This is a genomic window from Agarivorans sp. MS3-6, assembly GCF_054112545.1.
The window spans coordinates 968,074-992,565 of the sequence record NZ_CM134202.1 but is presented as its reverse complement, the minus strand read 5'-3'; the positions used below and the strand labels follow the sequence as shown (position 1 = coordinate 992,565).

Genomic DNA, 24,492 nt, shown 5'->3' with positions numbered 1-24,492 from the left:
AGAAACAAATGCTTAGATTTGTTTAGCTAACAGGATATTGCATGAAAAGTTCGCCACAATTGCCAGCCATCGTTCAACAGCTTGAGCAGTTTTATGCTGAGCTTGGAATGGCCCAAGTAGGTCGCTTGTCCGAGATATACTCAGAGGATATAGAATTCATTGATCCACTGCATCATTTGCACGGCCTCGAAGACCTCAGTCACTACTTTGAGCATCTGTTGCAAAATACCGACAAATGTCAGTTTAGTTTTTCATCTCGCTTAATTGCCGACGGTGAATTTAGCCTAACTTGGCAAATGCAGTTTGCTCATCCGAAATTGGGTAATGGCCGCTTAATTGCCTTAGATGGTATTAGCCACCTGAAGTTCGCGGAAAAAATTTACTACCACCGCGATTACTATGATGTAAGTGCCATGCTGCATGATCACATTCCAGTGATAGGCTGGTTGTCTAAGAAACTAAAAAATGGCTTGGCACAATGAATATTCTCATTACAGGAGCCAGTTCAGGAATTGGTAAACAGCTCGCTTTAGATTATGTCGCTGCTGGCCACCAAGTGTGGGGGCAAGGTCGCGATGCAACGCGTTTACAACAATTGTCTACCCAAGGGGTCACGCCGCTGCAAATCGAATTGGCAGACTTGTCGCAGGTACGCAATAGTTTTAACTCATTACCTGAAATGGACTTAATTGTGTTGTGCGCTGGTAATTGCGAGTACCTTGACCCAAAACAATTTGATGCCGAGTTATTTAGCCGCGTATGGCAGAGTAACCTGCAAACCATGGCTAACTGTTTAGATGCCTTGTGGGGCCAACTAAAGCCCGGTTCACAATTAGCATTAGTAGGGAGTTTAGCCCACTTGTTACCGTTTAGTCAGGCAGGTGCCTATGGTAGCAGTAAAGCCGCGGTGCATTATCTCGCTCAAGCTATCGGTACTGATTTAGGGGATAAGCAAGTAACGGTTCATTGCATTCAGCCAGGCTTTGTTCAAACCCCGCTGACGGACAAAAATACCTTTGATATGCCCAGTATGATTAGTCCCCAGCAAGCCAGTAGATACATTATCTCGGGTTTGGCAAAGGGTAAAATTGTGATTAATTTTCCAACCATGTTTAGTGGTTTTTTACATGTATTAAATTGTTTGCCAAAAACTTGGCAGCAGGCGCTTTGTCGCCGTTTAGCTCATAAGGAAGGAGCATAGATGAAAATAGCAGTTATCGGTGCTGGAATATCCGGCATGACCTGTGCGCATTTATTAAAAGAGCTGCATGACGTTACTTTACTGGAGCAAAACGATTACCTTGGCGGGCACACCGCAACGAACCAAGTAGAACTCGATGGTAAAGAGTACGCTGTGGATACTGGTTTCATTGTCTTTAATGATCGCACTTATCCTTTATTTAACAAACTATTGGCTAAGTTAGGGGTCGAAGCGCAAGCCTCAGAGATGAGTTTTAGTGTGGTTAACCCTGAGATAAATCTGCAATATAACGGCCATGACGTAAACACCTTGTTTGCTCAACGAAGTAATTTCTTTAAGCCCCGCTTTTATAGGTTTATCAAAGAAATTTTGCGGTTTAATAAATTGGCTAAGCAAGCAGTAGATTTGGATACCTCAGTGAGTTTAGGGCAATTTTTACAGCAACACCGGTTTTCACAAATGTTCCAAGAAAACTACTTGCTGCCAATGGGGGCGGCCATTTGGTCATCCTCACTGAACGGCATTAACAAATTCCCTATGCAGTTTTTCGCTCGGTTCTTTGTTAACCACGGTTTATTGGACGTCGCCAATCGACCTCAGTGGTATGTTATTCCTGGTGGCTCTAAACAATATATCAAGCCCTTGTTAGCAGGCTTAGAAGAACAAATTCGTTTAAACAGTCAAGTGAGCAGCATCACACGCGCTGATAATGGGGTCGCTATCACCTGCAAAGATGGTTGGCAGTGGCAGGGGGACGCGGTGGTGTTTGCTTGCCATAGTGATCAAGCTTTGTCGGTATTAGGTGATGAAGCTAGCCAAGATGAGCAAGCAGTTCTTGGAAAACTAAAGTACCAAGCCAATGAAGTGATTTTACATACTGATGAGCGCCTATTACCGAGTATTCATCGCGCCCGAGCGAGTTGGAACTACCTACTACCGCCGAGCAGCGAGCGAGGCGACCGGCTCGCGAGTGTTACCTATGATATGAATCGTCTGCAAGGCCTTAAAGATGCGCCGCAGTTTTGTGTCACCTTAAACCCGATTGAACCGATAGCTGAAGATAAAGTCATTAAACGCTTTAACTATATGCACCCGGTGTTCTCGGTAGAAGGGTTTACCGCACAGCAGCAACGCGAGCTAATCAACGGCCACAATAATAGCTATTTCTGTGGTGCTTATTGGCATAACGGCTTTCATGAGGATGGGGTGCGTTCAGCGGTTGAAGTATGTCAAAAGTTTGGAATCGAATTATGAGTATTCAGCATTCTTCCATCGCCTTTGGTGATACTTTTCACCAACGCTTTATGCCCCGTAAACATGGCTTTAGTTACCGGCTTTATTACGCTTGGATCGATTTAGCCGAAGAGCAAGCTGTTCGTAAAGAACTGAAAAACTTTGGTCGTTTTTTGCCTTGGTTTCGCTTAAAAGAAGGGGATTACCTTGGCAAACAGTCTGGCTCCATTCGCGATAAAGCGATTAAGGCGCAGCAAGGCTTTCAGCCAGACTATCACGCTAAGCAAGTGGTGTTGCTGGGGCAACTTCGTTGCTTGGGCTGGTACTTTAGTCCGGTCAATTTTGTATTGTATGGTGATGGTGAAAGATTTGATTATATGCTGGCTGAAGTCACTAATACCCCTTGGAAAGAAAAACACCAATATTGGTTGGATTTAAATAATTTACAAGACCATGAAAAAGCCTTCCATGTCTCTCCATTTAATCCAATGGACATGCGCTACCACTGGCAGGTAAAACTGATCGAGCAGCAGGTCATGGTGGTGATAGATTGCTGGAGAAAGAATAAAGAGTTTAGCGCAGGAATAAATTTAATTAAGCAGCCGTTGAACTCTTCCAGCCTTCGCCGCGTTATTAAATCATACCCTTTGCTTACTCTAAAGGTTGTAGCAGGGATTTACTGGCAAGCTATGAAGTTGTGGATCAAAAAAGTGCCTTTTTATGGTCACCCTGCCAGTGACAAAAACCATTGATAGTTGCCTTAAAGGAACCCCTATGACTACTGCTAAATCGCTCTCTTCGACTTCTGCCTCCACCGGCTTAGATTGGACACGTCACCTAGTTTTAAAAACCTTCGATGGGTTAAAAGGAGGGGCAATTTTGATGAGCCAGGCTGGTTATGAGTCGGTACACTTAGGCGAAAAAGATCACCCTGATACGGTGGAAGTTCATATTTTAGAGTCTCAAGTCTTTCCTCGTATTCTTAAAGGTGGAAGCATCGCAGCAGGTGAAACCTACATGGAAGGTCTGTGGCGCTGTTCTAATCTTCATCGTTTATTGCAGTTACTTGCCGATAACCAAGACCATTTGGATAGCCTAGATCGGAAACTACATTGGTTCACCAGCACTTGGTTTAAGGTGCAGCACTTTTTTCGACGCAATCATAAGCGTCAAGCCAAGAAGAATATCTTGGCTCATTACGATTTAGGTAATGATTTTTATCAATCGTTTTTGGATCCGCAGATGCAATATTCTTCAGCCTTATTTGCAGGCCAAGATATCAGTTTGGCGCAAGCGCAGTCCAACAAACTGAAACGTATTTGCGAGCAACTAAAGCTCGAATCCTCTGACCATTTATTAGAAATTGGTACAGGTTGGGGCGGTTTGGCAATTTATGCCGCGAGTCATTACGGATGCAAAGTTACCACCACGACGATTTCTGACAAACAGCATGCTTACGTTTGTGAGCAAATCGAAAAGCAAGATCTAGCGCACTTAATTACGGTGCTTAATAAAGATTACCGCGAGCTCGAGGGCCAATATGACAAATTGGTGTCGATTGAGATGATTGAAGCGGTGGGAGAGCGTTATTTGCCGGGATTTGCTCAGCTCTGCGCTAGTCGCCTTAAAGTCGGCGGTGTTATGCTGCTGCAAGCGATTACCATTGATGACCGTCGCTTTTCTGCTTACAGCAAAACAGTAGACTTTATTCAGCAGTTTATCTTCCCAGGCGGTTTTTTACCTTCTCCAAGCTTGTTAAATCAGTTGTTTACTCAACAAGGGCTCAAGCCCATTCAGCGTTTAGAAATGGGCATAGACTACGCAGATACTTTGCAACACTGGCATCACAAGGTTCAACAACAGCGTAAAAGTAGCGGCGAAAACTTCGGTTTTGATGAACAGTTTTACCGCCTCTGGCACTTTTATTTTGCCTATTGTGAAGCCGGCTTTCGTAGTCATAATACCGGTACTGAACAGCTCACTTTGGTCAAAGGCTAGTCTCATGCAATGGCCGGTATTGGTTGCCTTTAAGCTCAATTGGCTAGCTGCCTTTTTTTGGGGCGAGCAAGCAATAAGCTTTATGCTCGTTGGGATTGCAGCGCTGATGTTCTTCCAGGTGCGTCACTACCAATGGGCGGTGTTATTACCTTGTTCTATTTTGGCTTTTGTTGGTGTGCTTTTAGACCTGCTACTGGTTCAGCTAGGAGTACTCAGTTTTACATCGACAAACTTGCCACTATTTATGATGTTATTGTGGTGTAGCTTTGCATTATTTTTGCCTACCTTAGCTTCGTTACCTAAACCGATCATGCCCATTTTTGTTGCAGTAATGGGGCCGGTTTCTTACTACTTAGCCAGCCTTGCAGAGGTCTTTTCACTACAGCCGGGTGTATGGCTGGGTTTGCTTATTTTGCTGCCGCTTTGGAGCGTATTTGCTTATCTTGCTCAAACCTTATTGGAGAAACGCTATGCTTAAAGCTTTAGTTTTTGCCAGTCTTGTAGGTGTTTCTCCCGTTGAATCGGTCGACAGTTTGCAATTGGTCGGTGATGCCAAATTGCAGGTGCTATTTTGGCCTGTTTATACTGTCAGTTTACATAGCCCTGATGGTCGTTATCAACAAGACCGCTACCCGATGGTGTTGACCATTGATTACCTGCGGGACATTAAGCGTAACAAGCTTATTGAAGCTACTCAGGACGAATGGCAACGTTTGGGGGTGTGTGATGAAGCGCCTTGTCAGCAGTGGTTAAGCAAGCTGTCTAGTATCTGGACTGATTTGCAAAAGGGTGACCAATTGCAATTGGTGGCTGAATCGGCTCACCAAGGGCGATTTTACTTAAATGGTGAGCATGTTGGTTCGCTAGATGAGCAGCTATTTAGTCAACATTTCTTAGATATTTGGTTGTCAGAAAACAGTCGTTATCCGAAGCAACGGCGCTCATTAACCGGAGCAAACTAACTTTTTTGTAAGCACTCATCTATCACTTGTAATAAGGTTTCAACAGGCTGGGCGCCCGACAATAAAAAGCGGTTATTAAAGATAAAAGCGGGCACGGCCTGTATACCTTGGTTTTGCCAGTTTTGTTGGCTATTACGTACCTCTGCTACATAAATCTCATCAGTTAATACTCGGGCTGCTAACTCGCGATCTAATCCAACTTGTTCAACGCTATCGAGCAGGTTGTTACGTTGTGAAGGATCTTTTCCTTGGCTAAAGTAAGCGTCGAATAAAGCCAGTTTTAGCTCAGTTTGTTTGCCATAAGGCTGAGCCCAATGCAGTAATTGGTGAGCTTCAAAGGTGTTGTAGATTCTTGAGTCTTGACTGAAGTTAAAGCTAAACCCTAACTCTTGGCCAATGTTTTTCAGTTGCTCGCGGGCGGTTTCGCTTTGCTCAACCGTACTGCCATATTTTTGTTGAATATGTTCACGCAGGTCTTGACCTTCGGCTGGCATTTTAGGGTTTAGTTCAAACGGGTGCCATTGAATATGTGGACGAATACTGTCATCAAGTTGGCTTAATGCCTGTTGCAGACGCAAGTAACCGACGATGCACCAAGGACAAACCACGTCAGAAACAATATCGATACGAAGAGATATACCAGCAGACATAATTTGCCCCCTAAATGTAAGAGGCTTAAGTATGCGCTAGTCCCATGATAGTTGGCAAGATAGTTACCGCTTACCCTAGAAAGCAGGCGACAGTTAAGCGCCGACTAAGCGCTTAGCTGTAGTAAAAATGTCGCTTATTACCTCAAGTTTTTTTGTCTTTAAAGTCATCTTGGTAGTTTTTAGGAGGCGGCGTCCAACTGCGCTCGGTAAGTGAGTGACCATCACTACGATCTTTACTCATCGCTTTACCTAATAAGGCTTCTAATTGCAGGAACAATTCACGATAGTCGTTATTAAATCGGTTGTCTTCACTACTCGCCAGCCAAGTATGATAGAGCTTATCTTTATTATCTTTTTCTATTTGGTCAAAGGCTGTTTTAAGTTGCTCTGCTTTATAAGGGTGAACACCTAGCTCTGATAGCGCTCGCCCACCCATCTCCAAAGCTGAATAGTAGGCTTCGGTAATGATATGGTCAGCGCCTAAGCTACGCAGCTCATACGCGTGGCCTCGGTCAAAAGCTCTGACCATTAAACGAACGTGAGGAAAGGCATGTTTTACGTATTTTACAATCTCTCTAACCCGTTCTTTGTCGTCAATGGTTACTACCATAAGTTTGGCTTCTTCAATGCCCGCTGTGTGCAGCAGTTCAGGTTGAGTGGCATCTCCAAAATAGCTCTTTATATTAATTTTACGCATTAACTCTACTTGACCCGCTTGGTGATCCAGCACCACGGTACTAATGCCATTGGCGACTAAAAAGCGGTTAACAATTTGTCCGAAACGGCCAATGCCCGCGATAATCACGGTACCTTTTTCATCAATTTCATCGGGGTCTTGATGATTTTCTGCTCGCGCGTAACGCGGTAAAATCACCTTGTCATAAAGTATGAATAGACTTGGGGTTAAGAACATTGAAAAAGCGACCACCAAAGATAATATCTGTGAAATGTCTTGAGGGATGACATTATTTTGTACCGTGTAGTTGAGTAATACGAAGCCAAATTCACCTGCTTGCGCCAAACTTAAAGCAAACAACCAGCGGTCACTGTTCTTAATTTTAAAGATGATGGCTAACACAAACAGTACTGCGGCTTTAATGAGCATTACCGCTAAGGCCATCGCGATGACTTTAGGCCAATGCTGTTGCAATACGCCAAAATCAACGCCGGCACCTACAGTAATAAAAAATAGCCCTAGCAATAAACCTTTAAAGGGCTCAATGGTTGACTCTAATTCATGTCTAAATTCACTGTTGGCCAGCACGACACCCGCTAAAAATGCGCCAAGCGCGGGGGATAATCCTATGAGCCCCATCAGAGCAGCAATGCCGATGACCAGCATTAAGGTGGCGGCGGTAAAAATTTCCCTTAAGCCAGAGCTGGCTACATAGCGAAACAGCGGTCGACTAAGGTAATGGCCACCTACCACCAAGGTGGCGATGGCAACGATTACAACCAAGGCATAGGCCCATCCCGGTAGGTGAGCCGCAATGTTTAAGCTGTCGCCGTGCTCAGCAGCTTTTTCGCCTAAGCGTTCGGCTTGCTCTACTAACTCCGGTAGCGCTAGTAGAGGAATTAGGGCGAGCATGGGAATTACCGCTATATCTTGAAATAGCAGTACTGAGAATGATGAACGGCCACCGTCTGTTTTGCTTAGGCCCTTCTCATTAAAGGTTTGCAGCACAATTGCGGTTGAAGAGAGTGAAAAAATAAGACCTATGGCAAGAGAGACTGACCACTGTAAACCAAAGCTTAAACTTATCGCCATCACAACCAAGGTACTTAAGGTGACTTGTAAGCCCCCTAAGCCAATCAGCTTATGGCGCATTCCCCAGAGCATTTTCGGTTCTAACTCTAGGCCCACAACGAATAACATCATGACTACGCCAAACTCGGCAAAGTGCTGAATAGTGGCAGTTTCAGTGCCGACTAAACCAATCACAGGCCCAATAACAACCCCAGCGATTAGGTAGCCTAATACTGAACCCAGCCCTAATTTTTTGGCTAGGGGAACTGCCAGTACCGCAGCAATCAGGTAAACAAAGGCTTGTAAAAAATACCCCGTCATAATACCTCCATAAAAAGTTCTTCAGGAAGTGAAGTGAGCTTTTCTAAGTTCGCGGCCAGACGTAAATCAATCCTGTTATCGACTAAACCATGAAGTAGCGTCGACCAATTTTTAAGATGTCCATCAATGCGTTTTTCATCGCTCGCGGTTCTAGAACTAAACAGCGTAAAAGGCGCTAAATAGCGCATACCGGTGAGGGAGGCTGTTTGCTCTAGCGGATGCAGTAATTCACGAATAGTAAAATGGTTGTAACCCTTGTCACGATAGGCGGATTCAGCCCCTCCTGCTGTTAGGGCACAGAGTAGCGTTTTGCCATGAAGTTTGTCGCCATCGTGACCATAAGCAAAGCCATATTCCAGTACCAAGTCTTGCCATTCTTTTAAAATAGCGGGTGTTGAATACCAATATAAAGGGAACTGCATGATGACAACATCGTGTTCTAACAGTCGTTGTTGCTCTTTATCGACATTTATTCTAAATGTCGGGTATTCGCGATAGAGGTCGATGGCTGTTACCCCTTCAATTTTATTCGCCAGTTTAAACATTGGGCGATTAATTTCGGAACGGTCTTGCGAAGGGTGAGCAAACAGTAACAATACCTTCTGTTTCTGCTGGGTCATTGATAAGTCCTTTTGAGCCCGCTTTACAGGCTGTTGTATCACAGTTTCCAATATAGGTAGGTTTACCCATCGGATACAAGTAAAATGAGCAATTCAAGTTGATTAATGTATTCATTCAGCGTGATCTTTTGAGGTCGACTTTTCATGTGATAGTGACGAATTAGATAGAGTGCTGAAAATGTTTTTTTGTATTGCGCTGGCAGCATTTTTAGCTGGTTGAAGTATTATTTACCTTCAATTGATATATTTTCTAGCAATGCACTGGCAACTCAACAGTGAGGGCGTGGTTTTCCCCTCAACATATACACTCTCAATGCCTGTGGTTTATCTTTTAGCTTAGTCGAAATAGTTTATCCAAGCGGTATAGCTATGCTAAAACTAAAGCTGCCACATTATTACCGCTAGCCTCTCCCCTTTACCTAGCCAAACAAGGACTAGATTTGGCAATGAGCAAGGGAAGTGCTTGTTTTATAACTTCAAATCTAGCGTGATTAAATATGTGGGGCTCGCCGTCTAAGTTTGTGGGAATTGCTTGCTCAGATTGAGTTTCTAACCAAGGCGTTTGCCAACTCATCACATATTCGCCGTCTTGCTGCTCGCCATTACTGAACGCGGTGGCTTCTTGTAATACTTGGCTGAGCGCCGTTGCGGGGAAGTCTCGTACAATGCATACATCCATTAACCCATCGTTTAGGTAGGCGTTTGGGCCGAGTATTTGGCCACCGCCAGCTTGTTTACCATTACATAGCGCGCCGATAATTAAACCGCCTTTAAAGCTTTTATCTGGGCTGGTGAGTTCACCTAAGTAGGGGCGAAAGTTGATGGCTTGCACAATGCCAGACAAAGTATAAGCGCCACCCCCTAAAAAGTTTTTTAATTCTACGGGCGTTTCGGCGGTAACTTGCGCGCCAAAACCCGCTGTAAGTACATTCATAAAATAGTATTGTTGCTGGCTTTCTAAGTTGGTCGCGCTCATTACATCAACCATTTGCGGCGAGGTCTCTAGCGCGAACTGTATCGCTTCAAGTGGGCTAGTGGGGATCTGGCAAGCCGTGGCAAAATCATTGGCGGTACCTAAAGGCAGAATACCAAGGCTGGGGCGCTGTACTAGTGGGTAGCACATTAAGGCTGATACGACTTCTTGTACTGAACCATCTCCACCACCAATCATCAGCTTTTTCTCTGGGGTATTCCAGCCTTGCTGGTGTGCTTCGCTAACGAGACGCGCTACATCGCCGCCTTCCCAAGTAACTCTTATTTGAATATCGTGCCCTTGAGCGCGAAGAGTATAAATGGCGTCTCGAATTTCAGGAAGATGAGCTTTTTTACCGTTTAAAATGAGTCGGAGTTGCACGGCATTTCCTTATTTTATCAGTCTCTTAGCGATGGCTTTACTATAGGGTTTAATGCTTACTGACGCTAGTTTTGTTGATAATGTAGAATGGCTGGCTAAAAAAATAACAAGTTAATTATGCTAAGCCTTTCATTCTTAAATATAAATTTTCCACCTTGTCACGAGCCCATTGGTTTTTTCGTAAAAATTTTAAACTAGATTTAACACTGGGATCGTGGGTAAAACAGCGAATATTAATTCTTGCTCCCATGTTTTCCCAACCGTAAAAGTCGACTAATTCGCTAAGAATACTTTCCAGTGTTTTCCCGTGAAGGGGGTTGTTTGCTTGGGTCATAGTGTGTAAGGCCAATTGTAAGTTCTTGGCCATTATATCAGTTCCAGTTTATTGCAGGGAAAGCAAAACGAGAGAATTTTATTTGCAAGCAACAAAGCTGATACCTGCGACTATATAGGTTAAGCTTGACCGAGCTTTTATTCAAAAGGAAACATCTTTCTATGGAAGGTTTGCTACGCGTCGCCAGAATACTGACGAGCCTCGGTTTATTTGTATTGGCTGCTGCCATTGTATTTTTCACTTTGGAGTTGCGTCATTTTCGAGAGCAATTACCTGCGATGTTGCAGCAAGTTGATAGTACTGCTCAAAGGGTTGACCCTATCATGACTGAAATTGCCGAGCTAAAAGCCTTCATTCCACAAATTATCGAACAAAGTGCGGGTTATCAAGCGCTGATCCCTGAAGTACTTAACCGAATAGATACGATTAACCAGCAGTTACCGTTAATTATTGATGAAGTATCAAAGATTGGCCAATCCATAGATCCCATCATTGAGCAATCTGATCAATGGCGTGCAGAGTTGCCCGCTATATTGAAACGGGTTGATGATACCAATACCTCGGTGCGTGGGACCAACCAGCAAATAGCCAAGGTGGTACCGCAAATTCCTTTGGTGTTAGCTGAAAGTGAAGCCTTGCGCGATGAAATACCGCAAATGATTGCCAGTGCCGATGAATTGGTAGGTAAAGCGGAAGAAGCCGGTAAAGAAGCTAGCCGGGGCTTAGTCACCGGTTTTGTTGGGGGGATATTAACTTCACCATTTAACTTGATTGATAAAATCGGCGAAAACACCACAGAGCGCTTAGGTCTTAAAGACGCAGATAGTCTTACCCCTCAAGATAGGGAACAGTATACCAAGGCGATGACAAAGTTGATGAAAAAACCCAAGCAGGGGGATACAGAAGCATGGAGTAATCATCGCTCGGGTAATAAGGGCATGATCACTATCAGCGCCATTGTCATGCAGGGCCAAGTGCCTTGTTACCGATTTGTCAGTGAATTTGTCATTGCCTCAGGCAGTGACAAAGGAGAGCATCAATTGACGACCGAAACTTGTGAAGGTTAACTACTAAAAACGACGCCTTGCAACTAACTGGCTAAAGTTTTTCTCAGACATGCCGCTAAAGGCATGATAACCAGGAATAGGAGGTAGAATGGAAATCAATGGTGCAAGCACTTCTCAGTCAATGGAAGTGATATCAGCCAAGTTGGCTAAAAGCCAGCAAGAACAAGACGGTAAAGCTGTACAAGAACTCGTTGCCGCAGCCGATGTTCCTGAGCAGGCGCCAGCCAGCAGACCAGGACTAGGCGAAACAATAAACATTAAAGTGTAAGTAGACTAAGCCGCAACAGCGGCTTATTTTTTGCGCTAGAACATCCAGACTTCGGTATTCACGGACTAAGCGTATCAATCAAAGCGGCTTATTTTTTGCGCTAGAACATCTAGACTTAGGTATTCACAGACTAAGCATATCAATCAAAGCGGCTTATTTTTTTGCGCTAAAACATCCAGACTTAGGTAATCACAGACTTCGGTATTCACAGACTAAGCGTATCAATCAAAGCGGCTTATTTTTTGCGCTAGAACATCTAGACTTCGGTATTGACAGACTAAGCATATCAATCAAAGCGGCTTATTTTTTGGGTGAGTATTCAAGGCCTAGATAGTTAAAAACAAAGCCCATTAGCCAAAGCGGCCCAATCAATAAGTATTGTATATCTTCAAAGAACGAGGGCTTTTTACCTTCTATTTTGTGACCAATATACTGACCAAGCCAAGCAATAATAAAAATAGACAAGCTTAGCTGCCAAAGGGGGAGAGGGCTGATAGAAATCAGTAGCTCACACAGTAAAAAACAAAAAATGGTAAATAGCATCATGGCTAAGGCCAAGGGCTTTGATAGACGTACATAGAACCAGTGGACCGGCAGTGCTAATAGACTGGCTGCGTTTAACCATGGGAATGAGTTATGAGTGTCTGAATTTATCCCCGTTAAGGGGAGCGACCATAACAAACCCACAAAACTAAAATAAATAGCTGGAACCATAATCCAATGAATAGTTTTGTTGCTGGGGTGTTGGTGGCTTACCGCATATTCGCTAAACCACTGTTCTACGGTTTTGACTTTCACTTGGCGTCCTGCTGAAGTGAGTAGTTCTTTGAGAGCATAGCGCCTACCGCTCAAACCCGAAGCTATAGGGAGACAACTTGCGAGCTAGATCTCAGGAAACCTGACTTTTATCAATCCGTTCAAGTTGTTTAATAAAAGTATCGATAACTTTTTCATCGTGAACTGAGAATTGATATTTGTTGTGAAAAAAAATACTCAGGCCAAGTTGCTGATTACTAACTGTAATGGTGTAGCCATCCCAATCAGAATTAGCATTTAGGCCCTCATAGAGGTAACCATCACTGTGCTTGGTTCCTAAGCGAGTAATTTTTTCGTATACCCGCAACACCAAGCTCACATCTACAATTCGCTGCATTAAACCCTCCATCAGCTAAGGTTCAGTTGATTAGTCATACTGTTTGCCGATACCGCAGCTTTGTTCATCGCAGCGCGCTTTACCGGTAAGTAGTCGAGAAATTTTGAAGCGATTTTTAGCAAATACCAAGTAGGCTTTGTCAGAAACAGCTCTCAATAGAGGTGTTCGTAATAGTTGAATCCAAGGCTTTTGGTTCACTAATCCCCATGCTTGAGCGGTGACGTCTAAGCCCAGTAATAGGGTACCCGCATCGGTTTCGGCGTGCAGTATATCAGTAGCCTGAGAGCGGTCTATATGTGGAAAATTATCCACGAAGTCAGCTTGATTAATGTCTTGTAGCTCGATCAGTTCTCGGTGGTCAAAAAACTTTAGTTGGCGCATTTCTTCTGCACACAAGGGGCATTGACCGTCATAAAAAATTCTTAATTGCATAAAACCTCCGGTTACTGGTAGCAAGCAACCAGTAGATGAGTAAAAACGACCACTGAGGTAAGCCTAAACCTCAGTTTTTGGTAGTGTTTGGAAAATCGACTACGCTTTTTCCCGTGCCATTCACAGTAATAAATATAGATGTAGCCGCCTGTAAGAATGATTAAGGCGCTAGTGCTGGAAGGTAAAAGCAAACAAGCAAAGCCGACTAAGGAAACAGCATTGCTGGTGAATAACTGTTTGTAGCCAAAAGTATCACCGTTCATAGCTTGAGCCCATAAACTACCACTTAGAAAGCTTAATATCACGGCACTATAGAAGAGGAACCATTGGCTTGGGCTATGAGCCCAAAGAGGCAACTGAATGATCACAGCAACACTAAGTATTATAAATAAGCCTAAACCAGCATACCCAAGTAAGGTGTAACTGCGCTGTAGTTTTTCCACGATGCCATCCCGTTTATTCGATATTAAGAATACGCATCAAAGGGGGCATTGGATCGTTTGTCGTTGTTAGGGGCTAGAAAAGCACGCTTTTTTGCGTCGGTTTATCCGCCGGTGGTGCCGGACTTATCTAGTGGCAGTACGTTACAAAATAATTCTCGTTCATACTGTTGTTCCAGATGTTGTCGCCAAGGGCGTTTATTGATTGGCACCAGATAAAAGGTTTCTCGGCAGGTATCGGTAACAAAGCCCATGCCATGCGGCATTAATTCATAGTGAATGTCGTGAACGAAACCTAATGAAAAGCTTTGGCGGCCGGTTAATTGGTTGATATCTTCGCGCGACAGGCAAACACCTTTTTCATCGTCACCAAAGCGTTCACGTAGCCACTCAGAAAACTGTTTAGCGCTGATCATCGTCATAGACGCGCCTCCGTAAAGTAGGGAGTAATGAAACCAAGCCGTTGTTTAAGGTATAGCAGAAATTAGTCAGGTGTTGTCGAAATATTTTTTAAGAACAAGTGAAGTTACCTGTAAATAGTAATAAAAAACATACGCTTATTTATTTAAGGGAATGCCCTTAAGGCATTCCCTCTGGTCTGACTAGAAGTTAGCGAGGAAGAACGGTATTAATAGCGCATTCACTAAATCGATGAAGAAGGCACACACTAAAGGCACAATAATAAAAGCCAAATGAGAGTTACCATAACGCTGTGAAACCGCCGACATATTTGCCATAGCTGTAGGTGTTGAGCCTAAAGATATGCCACCAAAACCGGAACAAATCACCGCGGCATCATAGTTTCTGCCCATGGCTGGGAATACCACAAATATGTTGACCAAAATGGCAATAATAAATTGTGCTGCAAGAATCGCTACAATTGGCCCAGCTAAGTCAATTAAGGTCCATAACTGCATACTCATTAACGACATGGCTAAAAAGGTACCCAATGAAATGTCGGCTATGAGTGCCACCGCGGGTTTACGTGATGGCCATTTGGTACCGGTTAAACGTGGCAAGCTTTTCGGTACCAAGTTGGTGATAACAATACCGGCGAATAAACAGGTAACAAACAGCGGAAGCTGTAGGCCTGCCTGCGCAATCGCTTCATTTAGAACAAAGCCAAGAATAATACAAACATGGATCGCTAAAATCGCATCTAGAAAATCAAAACCATTGATGTTGCTGTTTTTGCCTTTCTCCGCAACACCTATATCGAGCGGCTCCTCTTTTTTAGGGCTTAGCTTGTAGCGATTAACCAGGAACTGAGCAATGGGACCACCCATTAAACTAGCTAGTATTAGGCCAAAAGTGGCGCTGGCTATGCCTATTTCCATGGCGTTACTAATGCCAAATTCTTCGGCTATTCTTGGAGCCCAGGCAATGGCTGTTCCGTGACCGCCAATCAGCGAGACGCTTCCGCCAAGCATGCCCACTGCAGATTCTAAGCCAAATATTTTTGCAACGGTAATACCGGTTAGGTTTTGCAAAATCATGTAGGCAATGGTTATACCCAGTAAAATGACTAAAGGCATGCCGCCTTTTAGTAAATCTTTTAAACTTGAGTTAATGCCAATGGTGGTGAAGAAGTACACCAGCAAAATATCTCTCGCGACTAGGGTGAACTCTATTTCTATAGATGTAAGCGCATAAATTAGGCCGATCATTACTGAAAATAAAATGCCGCCGGTTACCGGTTCAGGGATACTAAATTCACGAAGGAAGCCTACCGCCTGATTAATCCGTCGTCCAATGAACAGAACCAGAATGCCAATAGTGGCGGTGAAAAAGGAGTCGAATAGTAAAACCCCATCGTTCAATTCAATACCCATTTAATACCCTATATATCAATATCTGTATGTGATTTCAGTAAGTCGTTGCTTCACTCACTAAGTAAAATCCGTTTACTTGGGCTGCTAAAAAGCAAAAAAGTTGCAATTAATCAACGGTAAAAACGTTTATTAGTGTAGGTATATCATGGTTGAGAGTAAACCACAGATTCATACACTGATATTCTTATGAGCTAGCGCTTTATCTAATATAACCTCGCGCACTTGTGGCGGTTAGAATGCTTGCGGTCGATATTTTTTGATGTTTAATTTTGCAAATTGTTGGTTTTGTGGGTTTTAATGTTGCCGCATTCGCATTTATAAGTGTTTTTACTAACAAGTGATAGACCTATTAGCTCGGCTTGCGTTAGAGTCTGCACTCTGTTTGTAGAGGTAAATAAATAATGGCACGCATCATTGTAGTTATGGTGGCGCTAATTACTGTTGTTACATGGATGTTTTACAGTAACAAGGCTACTCAGTCAGCAGTTACGCCCAATAAACCTGTCACGGTAGAAGTGGTAGCGTTAGCAGAGGGGCAACTGCGTGAACATGTTCATCTATTGGGCAATGTCTTTTCTGCTCACTCGGTGAACATTAAGGCTGAGGTGGATGGGCGAATCGAATCTATAGCGGTTAAGTCTAGCCAAAAGGTCGTAACTGGTCAGCTGTTGGTGCAACTTGACGACCGCCATCAACGCGCAGTTTTACAGCGGGAACAAGCCCGTCTTGATGACATATTGCGCCAACATCAAAATTTACTGCAGCTGTTGCCTAAAGGCGCGACGACTCAAGCCGAAGTTGACCGCTACCAGTCAGAAGTCGCGATGCAGCAAGCCGAGCTAGCCCTCGCCGAGGCAGCCTTACAGGACCGAGCCATTCGAGCACCATTCAGCGGTAATCTAGGTTTGGTAGATTTAAGTCCCGGCCAACTGCTGGATAACGATAAAACGCTTACGACCTTAGATAATGCCGATACCCTGCGTTTAAATGTTCCGGTGGCGGCACGTTACTTGGGGCGAATTAAAGTTGGCCAGCAAGCTTCAGTGCATCAAGTCGGTGTAGATTCGCGGGTCTTTGAGGCAAGGGTGTCCAGTATTGATAGCCGAGTGCGGGGCGAAAGCTTGAATGTTTACATTCAATTGTCGATTGATAATCAACAAGCGGGGATCGCACCAGGCACTTTGGTGACCGGTGAGTTAGCCTTAAACGCACCACCGCGTTTACTCATCCCCTTGCAAGCTATCGCTTATGACGGAGACCGTCGCTTTGCTTATCGCCTTAACCAGCAACAGGTAGAGAAAGTTGAACTAAAACTAGGGCTGCGTGGTGACAATGTAGTAGAAGTGCTCAGCGGCTTACACGCTGGCGATAAAGTGGTACACAAAGGGTTGGTAAAGCTGCATGATGGTATCGAGGTTGAAGTACTAAACTGATGAAAATTTCTGACCTGTCGATGTATCGCCCGGTAGCGGCGATAGTGCTTAGCTTGCTATTGATGCTATTTGGTATTGTTGGTTATAGCCAGTTGGCCGTGCGCGAAATGCCTGATATAGAAAGCCCCGTAGTGTCTATTGGCACGCCTTATCGCGGCAGTGCGTCCTCTATCGTTGAATCACAAATCACAAAACCGATAGAAGATGAACTGAGCGGAATTGACGGTATTGACTATATTTGGTCCTCGTCTTGGGATGGGTGGTCTGGGATTACAATCACCTTCAAGCAAGGTTCAGACATGTTAGCGGCGGTGAGTGATGTGCGTGATGCGGTGAGCCGTGCTCGTAATCGTTTACCTGATGACGTCGATGAACCAGTAGTTCGCAAAAATGACAGTGAAGAAGCGCCATTTATGTGGCTGAATCTTACTGCGACCTTGCAAGATCGCGTTGAGCTGAGTGACTTTGCAGAACGTATTCTGATTGAGCGATTAAGCCTGCTACCTGGTGTCAGTGCCGTTAATACCTCAGGCTTGGTAGAACGGGTGATGTATGTGGAATTAGATCCCATCGCAATGGCGGGGCGCGGTTTAACTACTAACGATGTGATAGCCGCTCTTAACCGAGAAAACCTTCAATTGCCTGCAGGTTATGTCAGAAATGACAGTTTAAACATTGTCGTTCGCATGGAGCGCATGTATCAGCAAGCTGACGACTTTGCCGAGTTACAAATAGCCAATTTGAGTGGCGATAGTATCAGCTTGTCAGATATCGCGGATATTTACATTGGTGCTAAAAAAGATACCACCACTTTTAAAAGCAATGGGGTAGACAGCATGGGCTTGGGCATTGTAGCCATGTCTAAAGCCAACCCTTTAGACGTCGCCGACACAGTGCATAAAGAACTACAGCAATTACAGCGGTTCTTACCTGAAGGTGCCGAATTAACGGTAGATTACGACAGTACTATCTTTATTCGCCAAGCCATTAGCGAAGTCTATTCTACGCTAGTGATTTGTGCACTGTTGGTGGTTGCTGTCTTGTACTTGTTTTTGGGGCGTTTAAGCGCCACCATTATCCCCGCTGTTACGGTACCTGTATCTTTGGTTGCCGCATTCGCAGTGGCTTATTTATTGGGTTATAGCATCAATCTAGTCACCTTAATGGCCTTAATTTTGGCTATTGGATTGGTGGTAGACGATTCCATTGTGGTGGTTGAGAATATTATTCGTCACCGCGCTGCTGGCGAGCCACCTTTAGTCGCCGCGTTTCGTGGCGCAAAAGAACTCAATTTTGCAGTAATTGCCACCACCGTAGTATTGGTGATGGTGTTTTTACCTTTGGTATTTATGCAGGGTAAGATAGGTGACTTGTTTACCGAGTTTGCTGTATTACTGTCAGCGGCGGTGATTTTTTCATCCTTAGTGGCCTTAACGCTTGCGCCAGTGATGGCCGGTAAGCTGTTTGAAAAAGATCCCAATAAAGCCACTTGGCTGAGTCGCTCAGTTGGCCGCGCAATGGCGGCGCTGCAACTGCGTTATGCTGATTTATTAGCGAATATCATCCATTATCGGTTTAGTGCGGTAACGGTGGTTGTAATGTGTATGGGTCTATTGGTTTGGGCTTATCAGCAACAGCAACCGGCGTTTGCTCCGAAAGAAGACCGTGGCGTAGTGAACGTATACGTGGGAGGGGTTGAGGCGACCAGTTATCAGCGCATGTTAGACAGTATGGCGCAGATTGAGCAGCGCTTATTGCCGATGATGAGTGAAAATGGCCCAATCGCTACACTCAACTATTCTGCTCCTGCTTTTGGTTCTTGGGCGGATCACCAAGGCTTCTTTATTGTTCGCTTGAAGGATTGGGGTGAACGATCAGAGAATGCCTCTGAAGTGGTCGAAATGATTCGCTCTGCTGCTCATGATGTGCCAGATGTAAAAGTTTATCCTTATCAGCCTAGTTTTGGTGGTGGCATGGGAGAACCCGTGCAATTCGTGTTGCAAGGTGATGACTATATGCAGCTTTATGAATATGCCCAAATACTAGAACAACAAGCCAAAGATAGTGGTTTAATGCACGGGGTACAGTTAGATTATAATCCCACCACCCCCGAAATTTTGCTGCAAGTGAAGCGTTTGGCTGCCCGAGAATTGGGCATTAGTATTGAAGATATCGCCAGTACTTTAGAAGTGTTATTGGGGGGCAGGGCGCAAACGCGTTTTGAAGAGTTTGGCGAAGAGTACGATGTATACCTTAAAGCCGATGAGAGCCAGTTTCAGTCACCCAGTGACTTAAGTAAAGTGTATTTACGTAGTGATAGCGGCGCCTTGGTATCTTTAGATTCATTAGTCGAAGCTACCGATGTGGCTTCGGCACGTGGCTTATTCCATTACCAGCGTAAAAAGTCGATTAACCTTAAAGCCAATTTAGCTGACAAGGTGAGCTTGGGCGAAGCGCTAACGTTTTTAAACCAAGCTTCTAGCGACATCCTACCCAGTGGTTATACCGTTGATTATGCGGGAGAGTCTAAGCAATTCTATGATAACCAAAGGGAAATTTGGCTGCTGTTTGCCATGGCACTATTGGTGTGTTACTTGGTGTTAGCAGCCCAGTTTGAGAGCTTTATAAGCCCCGCCATTGTGATGCTAACGGTGCCCTTGGGGCTATTAGGTGGTTTACTTGGCTTATTAATTACCGGAGAAAGCTTTAATATCTACAGCCAATTAGGGCTATTAATGATGATTGGTATGGCGACTAAAAATGGGATCCTGATTGTTGAGTTTGCCAACCAGCTTCGCGACCAAGGTTTAGCGGTAAAAGAAGCGATTATTAAGGCTTCGACAAATCGTTTACGGCCAATCATTATGACCGCTATGACCACATTACTGGGGGCGGTACCTATGTTGCTGGCCACCGGCGCAGGGGCTGAAACTCGTTTCGCGATCGGTATTGTTATATTCAGTGGCATGTTGCTCGCCACCTTTGTTACCTTGTTTGTGGTACCGTGTTTGTATCATTTACTCGGTGGGCTCAGTGGTTCACCTGAAGCCCGTGCCGAGCAACTCAATCAGCAATTACACGCTGCTAGACTTTTACCAGATAGTGAAAAATAATGCGGAAAATGGACAAGAAGCGCGATAAGGACATTGTCACGGCCTTAACTGAAGTGTGTGAGGCTGCCAAATTGCACAATGAAGGTTTTTCTTGGATAAGCCACAAAGTAAACTATCAGCGGTTCCCTGATAGTTTACAGGTGCTGTGTGTTTATCATAACCGCGCCACCTTGCTGGCGGCTGAGCAAGTTGGTGAGCCAAAACAACTTATGCTGAAAATAGACCAACAATTAGCGACTAAAGGCATTGTTTTGCGCAATGCCAAGCGACAGATTCAGTTTGATAGCGAGTAAATCAGATACTCGCTTAAAGGTGCGGATTAATCGTTACTCAACTTCAGGCCACACGCTGCCAGTATCGGTATCTGCATCAGGCTGAGGTTCAGCTGGTTTTTCATCGGCTACTTTAACGCGTATTTTGTTGCCTGAGTGTTTAGTGCCATTCAGGGCGTTAATGGCGGCTTGCGCTGCTGCAGAGTCAGCCATTTCCACAAAGCCAAAGCCTTTTGACTTTCCACTTTCTTTATCCATCACCAAATCACAGTTTTGCACTTCTCCGTGGGCTTCAAATAAGGCGGATAACTCGGTTTCGGTAATTGTGCGAGCTAAGTTACGGACTAATAAGTTCATGGGGCACCTGTTGGTTGATGGGCGACTTAAAAAAGGGCGGCGATTGTCCCATAAAGTGTAGTGCTAAGCTACGAAACATTCGCCCTATCTGTGCTTATATTGATTTCGGTCCTCGGCAAGAGGAGCGGGTTAAAAACTGGCTAACGGCATTTTTGCTTTTAACGCTGATTTTCTGCATTAGTGTAAAACTGGGTTCGTTCAATTGGTACTCTTGATTTAATTCTTCGAGTAAACATAACCAGAGCTTTGCTGTCATCTCGGCATCGGCCAAGGCTCGGTGAAACACCCCATTGTTATCAATGTTCTTATAGGCGACTAAGCTGCCCAATTTATGATTGGGGGCATCTTGGAATAAACGCCTTGATAGCAGCATAGAACAAGCGAACTCCCCAGGGATTTGACGACCTATATGTGCAAATTCGGCCGCTAAAAAACGCTGGTCAAATGAGGCGTTATGCGCCACTAAATTGTGCTTGCCGATAAATTGATAGAAACGCTCCATCACCTCATCACAAGGGGGCGCCGCTTGCAGCATGTGGTTGCTAATGCCGGTGTAGCTTTCGATAAATGAACTCACCCTAAACCCTGGATTCATTAATTCTTGAAAACGCTGAGTGGCTACACCATCTTCAAGCAATACTGCGCCTATTTCAATCGCTCTATCTCCTTGGTTAGGAGATAAGCCGGTGGTCTCAAAGTCGAGAATGACAGCGGTATTGGCAGGGGAAGAAGTATTCAAAATAGCAATTCTTGGGCTGTGTTACTAAAGGCTAATGGTAACGCTCAAACTCAATTTAGAAAAGCGATAAATACTCGGGTATGTATCGCTTTTATTGCCTGCTTAAATAAGAGACGCTATTTATAGCCACCTGATATCTCAGGGCTAATTTGGCCCAAAGTCACTAAGTTTCTGTGTAAGGCTTCTTCTGGTAAAGGGATAAATCCAAACTGAGAAAGTACTTGTTGTGCGTCTTCGGTTTGAGCGTATTGAATGAATTGTTTATAGGCCGGGTGAGAATAGTGGCCTTGCGGTGGTAAATTTAAGTATAGGTAGTAAACATTGGCTAAGGGGTAGCGCCCAGACAAAATGGTTTGGTGGTTTAAATCAAAGTACTCACCTTGTTTGTCAATTAGCTGCAGGGCTTTAGCTCCCTGATAATCGCTAGCGTATAAGGTATAAGCAATTGCCGCCGGTTGGCTATTAAGTGTTTCACTAAGTTGAGAGCGGCTTAGTTGGACGGCGTTGCTATCTGCGCCATTATCACAAGCGACTAACTCTGAAAACTGACGGTGTTGCGCTAATTCATTGGTAACTGCAAAGGGTTTAACTTGTCCTAAGTCTTCACTTAATGACACCACCAGATCATGCCAATGATAGTTCAGCTCACTATTTCGACAGCTAAATACTTTTCCTAAGGTTTGCATATCGATGGCATTTAAGGGGTTGTCTGGATGAACCATTATAGCCGCAGCGTCAGAGCTAAAAAATAGTTCAGTGGGTTGATAGCCATAACGCTGAGTGAAGGAAGCCATTTCGCTATCAAGCCAGCGTTGCGAGCTAATACCGATTTGACCTTTTCCTTCGATAAAATGTTGCGCCACGGTAGCGGTTTTTATAATGCCTAAATGTGGGGCTATGTTGGCCTGTTTGATGAGACGAATTACCGGTTCTACAAGCTCAGGTTCAACTAACAGGCGTTGACTGCTCGCTGACCAAGTAAATGAAGAGATTAGCAGTAACAAAGTTATACAAAATCTAATAAAGGTCATTCTACTGCGCCTCTTGTTTAGGATTTAAAGTATTTCTCTCAGAGCTATAAATAGTCCAAAAAGTCTGCGGTGCTAACTGTTGCTCTGCAAATACCGCAATCACACGGCGTTTCCGCTGTTTTAGTTGAGCTGTGTAGTTAGTATCTTGATAGTACTCCTGAACTGCGACGCGCTCGCTATCTATGCCTTGTGTAACGAGGGCTTTTATTATTGTATCGGTACGTTGCTTAGCTAAGGCGTGGTTATAGGTTTCGCTGCCTTCACTGCTCGTATCTCCAATTAAAGTTAACTGTAGCTGCTGGTTATCTTTCAGCACTGCAACAAAACTTGTGATTTTGGCTTGCTGCTCAGGGCGGATATTAGACTTATCTAAATCAAATAAGATGTTGTCTATTGCGTAAGATTGCTCGTTTAGCCAAACGGCACAACCGACGTTGTCGATTAAGGTGCCTGCGGGGGTGTCTCGGCATTTATCACGCTGGTTAATCACCCCATCAGTATCCTGATCGCGAAGATCGTCAATTTGGTGTCTACTAACATGAGTATTCGGCGCTTCGGCACAGGCGAATAAAAATAATGAGCCTAATATAACGGGATAAAATCGTTTATTCATTACTGGTCCTCCGTTTGCCACTGTTCGGGATATTCAACCCTAAGCGCATAGGTTAACCGTCCCATAGCATTTAAGATCCGATAGGCGGCCAGCGCATGTTCATAATCAGTTTCTATGTAATTTTTCCGCGCGAGAAACACCTCAACTTTAGCGTCCAATACATCAAGTAAGCTTCGTCGACCGACATTAAACTGCTCTTCGTAGCCTAATTCAGCGGCTTTGGCGGCATCAACATTCACCTGCAACAGGTTTTTTTGCTGGGCTAATAATTCATATGCGTGCCAAGCTAAGGTTGTTCCTTCTACTACTTCGCGTTGCGCACGTATCCGAGTGCTTCGAGCTTGCTCACTCCGCCAAGCTGCGGCTTCGGTGTTAGCGGTTGTTCGGCCTCCACTGAAAATGTCGTAGCTCATGGTTAGCATAATTCGAGCATCTCTATCTGGGCCACGTATACCGCCAACATTATCATTATGATTTGCTACGGCTTCTAGGTTGAACTCAGGGTAATAATTGCCGCGCTCTCGACGTGTTTCTTGGTGGGCTGCTTCAATATCGGCCATCGCTGATTGGATTTCTGGATGTGCGTCAATACCTTGTTGGATAGCTAATTCTTTATTATTGGGAATTAACTTTTTGTCGAACTGTGGTTTTACTAGGCTTTCTGGAGGCAAACCCACTAAGCGTGAGTATTGGGCCCTTAAATCATAAAGGTTATTGGTGGCCGCAATCATCGAACTTTTAGATGTAGCAACTCGCGCCGAAATTTGTGCTAAATCAGAGTTGCTACTTAAGCCTTTTTGGGTTCGTTCTAGGATATCGTTATAAATTTCTTCATGTTCAAGTACATTGCGCTGACTTAACTCCAGTACGGTTTGTGCTTTTAAGACGTTGAGATAAACTCTCACTACATCCAAGGCAACGTTCTCTGCATCAGATAATAGTAACAGCCGCTCAGATTCTGCTTCGTAACTTAAGCGCGATATATTGGCATTGGTTTTTAATCCATCGAAGATCAATTGCGAAGCTCGGATGCCCACTTCGGTGCGATTTAGGTTTCGTTCATCACTGGGTACCTGTACACCGCTGTTGTAATAGGTGTCTTCATAACCTGTTGCAGCATACACATTGACTTGCGGCAGATAGGACGCTTGAGCGCCATCTACGTCACGCAATACCGATTGAAAACGAGCATATTGACCAGCAATATCTGGACTATAATCAATGGCGTTAGCCACTGACTCTTCTAATGAAAGTGCTACGGCATTAGCGCTTATTAAGCAAGCTGCCGCTAATATTACAGATGAACGCATTCCTTTTCCTCA

27 protein-coding genes and 1 pseudogene are annotated in these 24,492 nt (G+C 44.4%); 12 read left to right on the top strand and 16 right to left on the bottom strand.

Going from position 1 to position 24,492, the window contains the following annotated elements; translation table 11 throughout:
* The first annotated feature begins 41 nt into the window (after positions 1 to 41).
* From ACVFI8_RS04615 to ACVFI8_RS04585, 7 genes are read left to right on the top strand one after another with little or no spacing between them, the layout of a single operon-like run.
* Complete coding sequence (locus ACVFI8_RS04615) at positions 42 to 482, top strand: nuclear transport factor 2 family protein (protein ID WP_457873136.1); 441 nt, start codon at positions 42 to 44, stop codon at positions 480 to 482.
* The gene (locus ACVFI8_RS04610; RefSeq protein ID WP_457873135.1) at positions 479 to 1,201 is read left to right on the top strand and encodes an SDR family NAD(P)-dependent oxidoreductase; all 723 of its coding nucleotides are present in this window, start codon (positions 479 to 481) and stop codon (positions 1,199 to 1,201) included. The genes ACVFI8_RS04615 and ACVFI8_RS04610 overlap by 4 nt, the downstream gene beginning before the upstream one ends.
* Positions 1,202 to 2,455, top strand: a complete 1,254-nt coding sequence (locus ACVFI8_RS04605) for an NAD(P)/FAD-dependent oxidoreductase (protein ID WP_457873134.1) — start codon at positions 1,202 to 1,204, stop codon at positions 2,453 to 2,455. It abuts the gene before it with no gap.
* Positions 2,452 to 3,186, top strand: a complete 735-nt coding sequence (locus ACVFI8_RS04600) for a DUF1365 domain-containing protein (RefSeq protein WP_248714628.1) — start codon at positions 2,452 to 2,454, stop codon at positions 3,184 to 3,186. The genes ACVFI8_RS04605 and ACVFI8_RS04600 overlap by 4 nt, the downstream gene beginning before the upstream one ends.
* Before the next feature lie 22 nt (positions 3,187 to 3,208).
* Positions 3,209 to 4,432, top strand: a complete 1,224-nt coding sequence (locus ACVFI8_RS04595; RefSeq protein ID WP_457873133.1) for a class I SAM-dependent methyltransferase — start codon at positions 3,209 to 3,211, stop codon at positions 4,430 to 4,432.
* Positions 4,433 to 4,436: 4 nt separating this feature from the next.
* Positions 4,437 to 4,910: a DUF2878 family protein gene (locus ACVFI8_RS04590; RefSeq protein ID WP_248714630.1), complete on the top strand. Its 474-nt coding sequence runs from the start codon at positions 4,437 to 4,439 to the stop codon at positions 4,908 to 4,910.
* Entirely contained in the window at positions 4,903 to 5,394 is a 492-nt protein-coding gene (locus tag ACVFI8_RS04585) for a chalcone isomerase family protein (protein ID WP_248714631.1), read from the top strand. Before ACVFI8_RS04590 ends, ACVFI8_RS04585 begins: the two co-directional genes overlap by 8 nt.
* Here the strand turns inward: ACVFI8_RS04585 and ACVFI8_RS04580 are convergent.
* The 5 genes and pseudogenes from ACVFI8_RS04580 to ACVFI8_RS04560 form a co-directional block, all read right to left on the bottom strand.
* On the bottom strand, positions 5,391 to 6,044 hold the full coding sequence (locus ACVFI8_RS04580; protein WP_457873131.1) for a DsbA family oxidoreductase: 654 nt from the start codon (positions 6,042 to 6,044) through the stop codon (positions 5,391 to 5,393). The genes ACVFI8_RS04585 and ACVFI8_RS04580 overlap by 4 nt on opposite strands.
* 142 nt (positions 6,045 to 6,186) lie before the next feature.
* Positions 6,187 to 8,112, bottom strand: a complete 1,926-nt coding sequence (locus ACVFI8_RS04575) for a monovalent cation:proton antiporter-2 (CPA2) family protein (RefSeq protein WP_248714633.1) — start codon at positions 8,110 to 8,112, stop codon at positions 6,187 to 6,189.
* Positions 8,109 to 8,732 carry an NAD(P)H-dependent oxidoreductase gene (locus tag ACVFI8_RS04570; RefSeq protein WP_248714634.1) on the bottom strand — a complete coding sequence of 208 codons (624 nt, stop codon included), beginning with the start codon at positions 8,730 to 8,732 and terminating at the stop codon, positions 8,109 to 8,111. The genes ACVFI8_RS04575 and ACVFI8_RS04570 overlap by 4 nt, the downstream gene beginning before the upstream one ends.
* Before the next feature lie 415 nt (positions 8,733 to 9,147).
* Positions 9,148 to 10,086: a lipid kinase YegS gene (gene yegS, locus ACVFI8_RS04565; protein ID WP_248714635.1), complete on the bottom strand. Its 939-nt coding sequence runs from the start codon at positions 10,084 to 10,086 to the stop codon at positions 9,148 to 9,150.
* A gap of 121 nt (positions 10,087 to 10,207) precedes the next feature.
* Positions 10,208 to 10,420, bottom strand: a pseudogene (locus ACVFI8_RS04560) (VF530 family protein); the annotation flags it as partial.
* A 161-nt stretch (positions 10,421 to 10,581) separates the two neighbouring features.
* Here ACVFI8_RS04560 and ACVFI8_RS04555 point away from each other — a divergent pair.
* Positions 10,582 to 11,487 carry a hypothetical protein gene (locus ACVFI8_RS04555; protein ID WP_248714636.1) on the top strand — a complete coding sequence of 302 codons (906 nt, stop codon included), beginning with the start codon at positions 10,582 to 10,584 and terminating at the stop codon, positions 11,485 to 11,487.
* 88 nt (positions 11,488 to 11,575) lie between these two features.
* On the top strand, positions 11,576 to 11,755 hold the full coding sequence (locus tag ACVFI8_RS04550) for a hypothetical protein (protein WP_248714637.1): 180 nt from the start codon (positions 11,576 to 11,578) through the stop codon (positions 11,753 to 11,755).
* Between the two features lie 300 nt (positions 11,756 to 12,055).
* Here the strand turns inward: ACVFI8_RS04550 and ACVFI8_RS04545 are convergent, their stop codons facing one another.
* The 6 genes from ACVFI8_RS04545 to gltS all read right to left on the bottom strand — a co-directional run bounded on the left by ACVFI8_RS04545 (position 12,056) and on the right by gltS (position 15,612).
* The gene (locus ACVFI8_RS04545) at positions 12,056 to 12,553 is read right to left on the bottom strand and encodes an Mpo1 family 2-hydroxy fatty acid dioxygenase (RefSeq protein WP_457873129.1); all 498 of its coding nucleotides are present in this window, start codon (positions 12,551 to 12,553) and stop codon (positions 12,056 to 12,058) included.
* Between the two features lie 91 nt (positions 12,554 to 12,644).
* Positions 12,645 to 12,908: a DUF3081 family protein gene (locus ACVFI8_RS04540; protein WP_457873128.1), complete on the bottom strand. Its 264-nt coding sequence runs from the start codon at positions 12,906 to 12,908 to the stop codon at positions 12,645 to 12,647.
* 30 nt (positions 12,909 to 12,938) lie between these two features.
* Positions 12,939 to 13,340, bottom strand: a complete 402-nt coding sequence (locus tag ACVFI8_RS04535) for a thiol-disulfide oxidoreductase DCC family protein (protein WP_457873126.1) — start codon at positions 13,338 to 13,340, stop codon at positions 12,939 to 12,941.
* Between the two features lie 11 nt (positions 13,341 to 13,351).
* Complete coding sequence (locus ACVFI8_RS04530) at positions 13,352 to 13,783, bottom strand: DUF3429 domain-containing protein (RefSeq protein ID WP_457873125.1); 432 nt, start codon at positions 13,781 to 13,783, stop codon at positions 13,352 to 13,354.
* A 101-nt stretch (positions 13,784 to 13,884) separates the two neighbouring features.
* Positions 13,885 to 14,202 carry a hypothetical protein gene (locus ACVFI8_RS04525; protein WP_248714642.1) on the bottom strand — a complete coding sequence of 106 codons (318 nt, stop codon included), beginning with the start codon at positions 14,200 to 14,202 and terminating at the stop codon, positions 13,885 to 13,887.
* Positions 14,203 to 14,382: 180 nt separating this feature from the next.
* Entirely contained in the window at positions 14,383 to 15,612 is a 1,230-nt protein-coding gene (gltS, locus tag ACVFI8_RS04520; protein WP_457873123.1) for a sodium/glutamate symporter, read from the bottom strand.
* Positions 15,613 to 16,013: 401 nt separating this feature from the next.
* On the opposite strand from gltS, the gene ACVFI8_RS04515 reads away from it, so the two are divergent.
* The 3 genes from ACVFI8_RS04515 to ACVFI8_RS04505 are packed head-to-tail and all read left to right on the top strand — an operon-like array spanning position 16,014 to position 20,451.
* Positions 16,014 to 17,045, top strand: coding sequence for an efflux RND transporter periplasmic adaptor subunit (locus ACVFI8_RS04515; RefSeq protein WP_457873122.1), 1,032 nt, complete (start codon positions 16,014 to 16,016; stop codon positions 17,043 to 17,045).
* A complete protein-coding gene (locus ACVFI8_RS04510; protein WP_457873120.1) occupies positions 17,045 to 20,158 on the top strand; it encodes an efflux RND transporter permease subunit in 3,114 nt (1,037 codons plus the stop codon). Before ACVFI8_RS04515 ends, ACVFI8_RS04510 begins: the two co-directional genes overlap by 1 nt.
* A gap of 8 nt (positions 20,159 to 20,166) precedes the next feature.
* Positions 20,167 to 20,451: a Fis family transcriptional regulator gene (locus ACVFI8_RS04505; RefSeq protein ID WP_248714646.1), complete on the top strand. Its 285-nt coding sequence runs from the start codon at positions 20,167 to 20,169 to the stop codon at positions 20,449 to 20,451.
* Positions 20,452 to 20,484: 33 nt separating this feature from the next.
* Here ACVFI8_RS04505 and ACVFI8_RS04500 read toward each other — a convergent pair whose 3' ends face one another.
* From ACVFI8_RS04500 to ACVFI8_RS04480, 5 genes are all read right to left on the bottom strand, one after another.
* The gene (locus tag ACVFI8_RS04500; protein WP_248714647.1) at positions 20,485 to 20,787 is read right to left on the bottom strand and encodes an RNA recognition motif domain-containing protein; all 303 of its coding nucleotides are present in this window, start codon (positions 20,785 to 20,787) and stop codon (positions 20,485 to 20,487) included.
* 94 nt (positions 20,788 to 20,881) lie between these two features.
* Entirely contained in the window at positions 20,882 to 21,529 is a 648-nt protein-coding gene (locus tag ACVFI8_RS04495; RefSeq protein WP_457873808.1) for a 3'-5' exonuclease, read from the bottom strand.
* Positions 21,530 to 21,642: 113 nt separating this feature from the next.
* Positions 21,643 to 22,557: a substrate-binding domain-containing protein gene (locus ACVFI8_RS04490; protein ID WP_457873119.1), complete on the bottom strand. Its 915-nt coding sequence runs from the start codon at positions 22,555 to 22,557 to the stop codon at positions 21,643 to 21,645.
* 1 nt (position 22,558) lies between these two features.
* Positions 22,559 to 23,170: an OmpA family protein gene (locus ACVFI8_RS04485; RefSeq protein ID WP_457873117.1), complete on the bottom strand. Its 612-nt coding sequence runs from the start codon at positions 23,168 to 23,170 to the stop codon at positions 22,559 to 22,561.
* Positions 23,170 to 24,480 carry a TolC family outer membrane protein gene (locus ACVFI8_RS04480; protein ID WP_457873116.1) on the bottom strand — a complete coding sequence of 437 codons (1,311 nt, stop codon included), beginning with the start codon at positions 24,478 to 24,480 and terminating at the stop codon, positions 23,170 to 23,172. The genes ACVFI8_RS04485 and ACVFI8_RS04480 overlap by 1 nt, the downstream gene beginning before the upstream one ends.
* Positions 24,481 to 24,492: the final 12 nt, after the last annotated feature.

Excerpts from the sequence above, each read along its gene's own strand:
- ACVFI8_RS04615 (WP_457873136.1), top strand. The coding sequence starts at position 42 with ATGAAAAGTTCGCCACAATTGCCAGCCATCGTTCAACAGCTTGAGCAG.
- ACVFI8_RS04610 (WP_457873135.1), top strand. The coding sequence starts at position 479 with ATGAATATTCTCATTACAGGAGCCAGTTCAGGAATTGGTAAACAGCTC.
- ACVFI8_RS04605 (WP_457873134.1), top strand. The coding sequence starts at position 1,202 with ATGAAAATAGCAGTTATCGGTGCTGGAATATCCGGCATGACCTGTGCG.
- ACVFI8_RS04600 (WP_248714628.1), top strand. The coding sequence starts at position 2,452 with ATGAGTATTCAGCATTCTTCCATCGCCTTTGGTGATACTTTTCACCAA.
- ACVFI8_RS04595 (WP_457873133.1), top strand. The coding sequence starts at position 3,209 with ATGACTACTGCTAAATCGCTCTCTTCGACTTCTGCCTCCACCGGCTTA.
- ACVFI8_RS04590 (WP_248714630.1), top strand. The coding sequence starts at position 4,437 with ATGCAATGGCCGGTATTGGTTGCCTTTAAGCTCAATTGGCTAGCTGCC.
- ACVFI8_RS04585 (WP_248714631.1), top strand. The coding sequence starts at position 4,903 with ATGCTTAAAGCTTTAGTTTTTGCCAGTCTTGTAGGTGTTTCTCCCGTT.
- ACVFI8_RS04580 (WP_457873131.1), bottom strand. The coding sequence starts at position 6,044 with ATGTCTGCTGGTATATCTCTTCGTATCGATATTGTTTCTGACGTGGTT.
- ACVFI8_RS04575 (WP_248714633.1), bottom strand. The coding sequence starts at position 8,112 with ATGACGGGGTATTTTTTACAAGCCTTTGTTTACCTGATTGCTGCGGTA.
- ACVFI8_RS04570 (WP_248714634.1), bottom strand. The coding sequence starts at position 8,732 with ATGACCCAGCAGAAACAGAAGGTATTGTTACTGTTTGCTCACCCTTCG.
- ACVFI8_RS04555 (WP_248714636.1), top strand. The coding sequence starts at position 10,582 with ATGGAAGGTTTGCTACGCGTCGCCAGAATACTGACGAGCCTCGGTTTA.
- ACVFI8_RS04550 (WP_248714637.1), top strand. The coding sequence starts at position 11,576 with ATGGAAATCAATGGTGCAAGCACTTCTCAGTCAATGGAAGTGATATCA.
- ACVFI8_RS04540 (WP_457873128.1), bottom strand. The coding sequence starts at position 12,908 with ATGCAGCGAATTGTAGATGTGAGCTTGGTGTTGCGGGTATACGAAAAA.
- ACVFI8_RS04535 (WP_457873126.1), bottom strand. The coding sequence starts at position 13,340 with ATGCAATTAAGAATTTTTTATGACGGTCAATGCCCCTTGTGTGCAGAA.
- ACVFI8_RS04525 (WP_248714642.1), bottom strand. The coding sequence starts at position 14,202 with ATGACGATGATCAGCGCTAAACAGTTTTCTGAGTGGCTACGTGAACGC.
- gltS (WP_457873123.1), bottom strand. The coding sequence starts at position 15,612 with ATGGGTATTGAATTGAACGATGGGGTTTTACTATTCGACTCCTTTTTC.
- ACVFI8_RS04515 (WP_457873122.1), top strand. The coding sequence starts at position 16,014 with ATGGCACGCATCATTGTAGTTATGGTGGCGCTAATTACTGTTGTTACA.
- ACVFI8_RS04510 (WP_457873120.1), top strand. The coding sequence starts at position 17,045 with ATGAAAATTTCTGACCTGTCGATGTATCGCCCGGTAGCGGCGATAGTG.
- ACVFI8_RS04505 (WP_248714646.1), top strand. The coding sequence starts at position 20,167 with ATGGACAAGAAGCGCGATAAGGACATTGTCACGGCCTTAACTGAAGTG.
- ACVFI8_RS04500 (WP_248714647.1), bottom strand. The coding sequence starts at position 20,787 with ATGAACTTATTAGTCCGTAACTTAGCTCGCACAATTACCGAAACCGAG.
- ACVFI8_RS04490 (WP_457873119.1), bottom strand. The coding sequence starts at position 22,557 with ATGACCTTTATTAGATTTTGTATAACTTTGTTACTGCTAATCTCTTCA.
- ACVFI8_RS04485 (WP_457873117.1), bottom strand. The coding sequence starts at position 23,170 with ATGAATAAACGATTTTATCCCGTTATATTAGGCTCATTATTTTTATTC.
- ACVFI8_RS04480 (WP_457873116.1), bottom strand. The coding sequence starts at position 24,480 with ATGCGTTCATCTGTAATATTAGCGGCAGCTTGCTTAATAAGCGCTAAT.